This is a genomic window from Stenotrophomonas sp. AS012628 (genome assembly GCF_010608305.1).
GTDB lineage: Bacteria > Pseudomonadota > Gammaproteobacteria > Xanthomonadales > Xanthomonadaceae > Stenotrophomonas > Stenotrophomonas geniculata.
The window spans coordinates 1-5,576 of record NZ_VMBJ01000086.1 but is presented as its reverse complement, the minus strand read 5'-3'; the positions used below and the strand labels follow the sequence as shown (position 1 = coordinate 5,576).

The following is a 5,576-nucleotide window of genomic DNA, read 5'->3' as shown; positions in this document are numbered from 1 at the left end:
CAACCGGACCCACCCCGCCTTCGACAGTTTCCCGCGGCTGTTGGTGGGTGCCGACCGTTGGTCGGCACAGTAGATCCACGCCATGCGTGGATGGCGTGGAAATGATCGGAATGCGCTCGTGTGGCCTCATGGGGTCGGAGCCCTTTCCTGCGGAAAGGGCTCCGACCCCAGCAAGGCTTACGACTTCTTGATGGCGTGGCCGCCGAATTCATTGCGCATCGCCGACAGCAGGCGGTCGGTGAACGAATTGGATTCACGCGAGCGCAGGCGTTCCAGCAGCGACAAGGTGATCACCGGTGCCGGCACATCCAGTGCGATCGCTTCGGCCACGGTCCAGCGGCCTTCACCAGAATCCTCCACGTACGGCGCGATGCCATCCAGCGACGGATTGCGCTTGAGGGCTTCGGTGCTCAGGTCCAGCAGCCACGAGCGCACCACGCTGCCGTGGCGCCACACCTCGGCCACCTGGGCCAGGTCCAGCTCCATCTCCTGCTTGCGCTCCATCAGCGCGAAGCCTTCGGCGTAGGCCTGCATCATTCCGTATTCGATGCCGTTGTGGACCATCTTGGTGAAGTGGCCAGCGCCGGACGGGCCGACACGTGCCCAGCCGCGATCTTCGGCCGGTGCCAGCGTGCGCAGCAGCGGTGCGATCTGCTCCACCACCGAGGCTTCGCCACCGACCATCAGGCTGTAGCCTTCCTGCAGGCCCCACACGCCACCGCTGGTGCCGCAGTCGACGTAGCCCAGGTCATCCTCGGCCAGCGTCTTGGCGCGGCGGATCGAGTCCTGGTAGTTGGAGTTGCCGCCGTCGATCACGATGTCACCTTCGGCCAGGTGCGGGGTCAGCTGGCCCAGCGTCTGGTCGACGGTTTCGCCGGCCGGCACCATCAGCCACACCACGCGCGGTACCGGCAGCGCCGCCACGGCAGCTGCCAGCGAATCGACCACTTCCAGGCCGGCCTCGGCGGCGCGCTGGCGGGCGCCTTCGCCCGGGTCGTAGCCAACCACGCGGTGGCCGCCGCGATGCAGGCGCTGGGCCATGTTGGCGCCCATGCGGCCGAGGCCGATCATTGCAATGTCCATTGTTTCACCTTCAGTTGGGGTCTAGGGTCAGGCTGCCTGGCCTGCCGGTAGCCGCGCAGTGGCGCAGCTGCGCCTCGCGCCAACGCCGGTAGAGCGTGGTATGCAGATTGTGCACCGCCAGGTCGATCGAAAACGGCGTTCGTGGGTTGCGATCAAGCAGGCGGGCGACGTGGTAGCCGATGGGACGTATACCGCGTGGGTGCACATAGATCACGAACTGCTGGTAGAACGGATCGTCCAGCAGCTGGTCCATGCGTGCCAGCGTGGCGTGGTAGCGCGGTTCCAGCCGTGCACGAAGGTCCGGATCGCGCTCGAACAGCAGGCGCTCGAAGTAGCGCTGGCCGATCCGCGGGATGTCCTGCGCGAGTTTCCATAGTTCGACATTGCGCTGGTCGTACCAGGCCAGGCCGCCGTGGGTGGCCAGGGCCTGCGCAGCGTCCGCGCCCACGTCAACCACCACGAAGTTCTCGGCCTGGTTGCTCAGGTCGTCCAACGTGCCCTTGTCGTACACATGTTCGATGAAACCGGGCACGCCCACGAACGCCTGTCGCCCCATCGCCGAGGTGCGCACCGCCTTGCCATCGGCGAAGAAATCGCCGGAATGAGCGCCGAGCAGAATGCTGTCGGTACCGTGCAGGGCGAGGAACGTGCCGATCGACAGCTCCTCTGCGGCAAATTCGGCGTCGAATGCAGCATCGCCATACAGCTCGCGCTGGGCGGACAGCTGCGCGACCTGGCGGCCGACTCCGCATTCGGCGCGCACATTGCCGCTGTAGAACGCCTGCAGCGCCTGGCTGTTGCTCGCAGTGGGCACGAAACCACGGCCGAAACTTCGCGTGCGCTGCCAGCCTTGCGCGCGCGGCCCCTGCAGGCCGAAGCCGATCCAGCCCAGCTGCGGGCCGGAAAAGCGGAATTCTGGATTGCCCTGCAATGCAGTAGCGGCACGTTGCGTGGCTGCACCCAGCTCGAACGCATAGGCGCAGACCGTGGCCGGATCGTCCAGCAGCTGCTGCAGCAACGCCTGGCGCGCTGTAGCAGACATGTCTGCCGGCCAGCGCACGTGCAGGTCGCCGGCAGCCTGCGACTCGGCCAGCGACGCGCGCGTACACACTGCGCCGCCGTGGACCTGCGGCGCACTGAGCGCGGCTTCATCGAAACGCCAGCCCAGCCGCTGCAGCAGCCCCTGCGTACAGTCGGCGGCTGTGGCCGCCATGCCCAGCACGGGCGCCAGCAGCAGGGCCGCGCCCATCAACCCGCCGTGCACGTTCAGCCCTGGTCCGTGCGGGCGGGTGCGGGCTCAGGAACTTTAGAGGGCGGCGGCAACGGTGATGGCGTGCCCGCAGCCGGCGGCAGGTACTGCTGCAGGCGCTGGAAGAAGCGGCGATAGAAATCGGCGTCGGTGACCGTGCTGCTCGCCACTTTCACCAACGAATCGTCGTTGCTGCCGAACGGCAGCGATACCGAGCCCAGCGCACCGACACCGACACTGGCTGAGGTCGGGCTCTTCTTCAGCGCATAGCGGTCCTGCACCGCACTGACGAACACCAGCGTCTGGTTGCCACGCGGCGCGCAGGAGATGCGCAGCACCAGCTGCTCATGGTCGTCTTCGCGCGGCTGGAAGTTCTTGTTGCCTTCCACCTGTGCGTCATCGGCACGGGCGATGGCATAGCCCTGGCTGAGCAGGGTGCGTCGCGCGGCTTCACAGGCTTCGCCCGGGCGGCCATCGACGGTACGCGAGAACGTGTCGCCGGAGTCGAAGGATTCGCGCAGCAGGGTACTGTCGGCGGTGCGGCCACCACAGGCCGACAGGATCAGGGCGCTGCCAAGCGCCACAACAGCACTGGAAAGACGGGAGGCCCGCATGGGTACTCCTGCGAGGACGGTACCGCCAAGGGTAGTCCTGCGGCCGTGTGCGGCGGGTCGAAACCGGCATGACCGCGCCACCCCGTTGCTGCCTGTTCATGCACAAAAAAGGGACGGAGGGGATTAAGTCGTTTGTGGCATGTGGCTCGCCGGGCATGGCCCGGCGCTACCGGGACGGAGGCACCCAAACGAAAAGGGGCCGGCAATGCCGGCCCCCTGCGGTATCGCATGCCGTCGCCGGCTCAGTCCGCCCAGCGACCGGCGCCGGTGGACTGCGGCAGCACCTGCGCCGACAGCGGGCGGTCGCTGGCCAGCAGGTTCACCGCATCGGCCAGGATCGAGGCCGACTCGCGCAGCAGCGGGTCAGGACGCTTCTCAGCAGCCTTCTCGCGTGCGGCATCCTTGACGATGTCGCGCTCGTTGCCCGTCAGGCCGTCGTCGTTGCTGTCATCGGCCAGCGGGTCCAGGGCCAGGCCCAGTTCCTTGCGCATTGCCTGGCGCTCCTTGCGCTGGGTGTCCTGGCGCTCACGCTCGGCGCGGCGGGTGGCCTCGTTGAGCGAGATGTACTTCTTCGCGGCCTCGGTGCGGAACTGCTGCACGTCCTCGTTCCACCACTGGAATTCCTTGTCGGCGGCAATGCGCGCGTCATGGCGGGTTTCCAGCTTCGGCAGCAGCGGCGCGAAGTTGCCGTACTGGGTGTGCGGCACGGCAGCGATGCGGGTCCACGGCAGCGCGTTGTCGTAGGTGCTCTCGCCGAACTCGGTGGCATCGACGCTGGCCGGGAAGGCCAGGTCCGGCACCACACCCTTGTGCTGGGTGCTGCTGCCGCTGATGCGGAAGAACTGGGCGATGGTCAGCTTGACCTGACCGAAGCGCTGGGTCTCACCACTCGGCCAACGGTCGAGGTCGACGATGTTCTGCACCGTGCCCTTGCCGAAGCTGGTCTCACCGATCACAAGGCCACGGCCGTAATCCTGGATGGCACCGGCGAAGATCTCCGAGGCCGAGGCCGAGCCGCGGTTGATCAGCACCGCCAGCGGGCCATCCCATGCCACGCCCTGGTTGCGGTCGCTGTTGACGGTGACGCGGCCACCGGACTCGCGCACCTGCACCACCGGGCCCTGCTCGATGAACAGGCCGGTCAGTTCAATGGCTTCGTCCAGCGAACCACCGCCGTTGTTGCGCAGATCCAGCACCACGCCATCCAGCTTGTCGTTCTTGAAGCCGGCCAGCAGCTTGGCCACGTCGCGGGTGGCCGAAGCGTAATCGGCCGCATTGCGGCGACGGCCTTCGAAGTCCTGGTAGAAGGTCGGCAGCTTGATCACACCGACCTTGCGTGCCGGCTCGCCGTTGGCGGCCGGAATGGTCATGGTCTCGCCCTTGGCAGCCTGTTCGGCCAGGCGCACCTTCTGGCGGGTCAGCACCAGGGTGTGGTGCTTGCCGTCGGCACCTTCAGCGGCCGGAATGAATTCCAGCTTGACCTGGGTGTCCTTGGCGCCACGGATCTTGGCCACGACATCGTCGATGCGCCAGCCGATCACGTCCTCGACCAGGCCGGACTTGCCCTGGCCGACGCCGACGATACGGTCACCCGGCTTCAGCGTGCCGTCCACCGCAGCCGGACCACCGGCGATGATCTCGCGGATCACCACCACGTCGTCCTGGCGCTGCAGCTGCGCACCGATGCCTTCCAGCGACAGCGACATCGCCTGGTTGAAGTTCTCGGCGGTGCGCGGGGTGAAGTAATCGGTGTGCGGATCGACCGCGCTGGTGTACGAATTCATGAAGAACTGGAAGACGTCTTCGCCCTTCAGTTCATTGACCGACTTCTCCAGCGTCGCGTAGCGTTTGTCCAGCGTCTTGCGGATGTCGTCCGGCTTCTTGCCGGCCAGCTTCAGGCGCAGCCAGTCGTTCTTCACCGACTTGCGCCACAGCTCATCCAGTTCGGCGCTGCTGGCCGCCCACGGCACCTTCTTGCGGTCGTATTCGAAGCGCTCGTCGGTGGTGAAGTCCGGCTCCTGCTTGAGCAGCTTGCGCGCATAGGCCACACGTTCGCCGACGCGCTGCTTGTAGACCGCGAACACCTGGAACGCCGGCTCCAGCTCGCCGCCACGGATGGCCGAGGAGATGTTGGCTTCGAACGGCGCGAAGCGCGCCACGTCGGCCTGGGTGAAGTACTGCTTGCCGCCGTCCAGCGTCTCCAGGTAGCGCTTGAACACGTCCTTGGAGGTGGCCTCGTCCAGCGCGCGCGGGCGGTAGGCGTAACGGCTGTCGGACAACAGGCCGTACACCAGCTTGGAGGTGGTCACCTGATCGGCGGTTGCCGCGGCGGGCAATGCCGGCGAGTCGGCCTTGGCCGCCAGCGCCAGCGGCGCAACCAGCGCCAGGGCCATCAGGAATGCGGGGGCTTTGAATTTCATTGACGTGCTCGAAGGCGCCTTGCCAAGGGGGAGACTGCGTGGTGTTCAGACACCACGACAGTGCCGAAAGTTGCCGGGTTTGTCACCCGGCCGCGCTCGGTGGAAAACCAGCCTAGCGGGGCCGGTGTAGCAAATTGTGAATGCAGGGCAAGGCGTGCGGACCAACGGTCCGCACCCACCGGTAGCGCCGGGCCATGCCCGGCGAGCGCA

The 5,576-nt window shown here is 66.8% G+C and carries 4 protein-coding genes; all 4 read right to left on the bottom strand.

The genetic code is table 11. From position 1 onward, the window contains the following. Positions 1–177: 177 nt before the first annotated feature. Complete coding sequence (gene gnd, locus G5A07_RS20950; RefSeq protein ID WP_019338841.1) at positions 178–1,083, bottom strand: phosphogluconate dehydrogenase (NAD(+)-dependent, decarboxylating); 906 nt, start codon at positions 1,081–1,083, stop codon at positions 178–180. A 10-nt stretch (positions 1,084–1,093) separates the two neighbouring features. After that, positions 1,094–2,332: a hypothetical protein gene (locus G5A07_RS20945; protein ID WP_191863948.1), complete on the bottom strand. Its 1,239-nt coding sequence runs from the start codon at positions 2,330–2,332 to the stop codon at positions 1,094–1,096. Positions 2,333–2,349: 17 nt separating this feature from the next. After that, positions 2,350–2,946 (bottom strand): DUF2242 domain-containing protein, encoded by a 597-nt coding sequence (locus G5A07_RS20940; protein ID WP_191863947.1) that lies wholly within the window; start codon positions 2,944–2,946, stop codon positions 2,350–2,352. A 242-nt stretch (positions 2,947–3,188) separates the two neighbouring features. Continuing rightward, entirely contained in the window at positions 3,189–5,366 is a 2,178-nt protein-coding gene (locus tag G5A07_RS20935) for a carboxy terminal-processing peptidase (RefSeq protein ID WP_010480977.1), read from the bottom strand. Between the last annotated feature and the right edge of the window lie 210 nt (positions 5,367–5,576).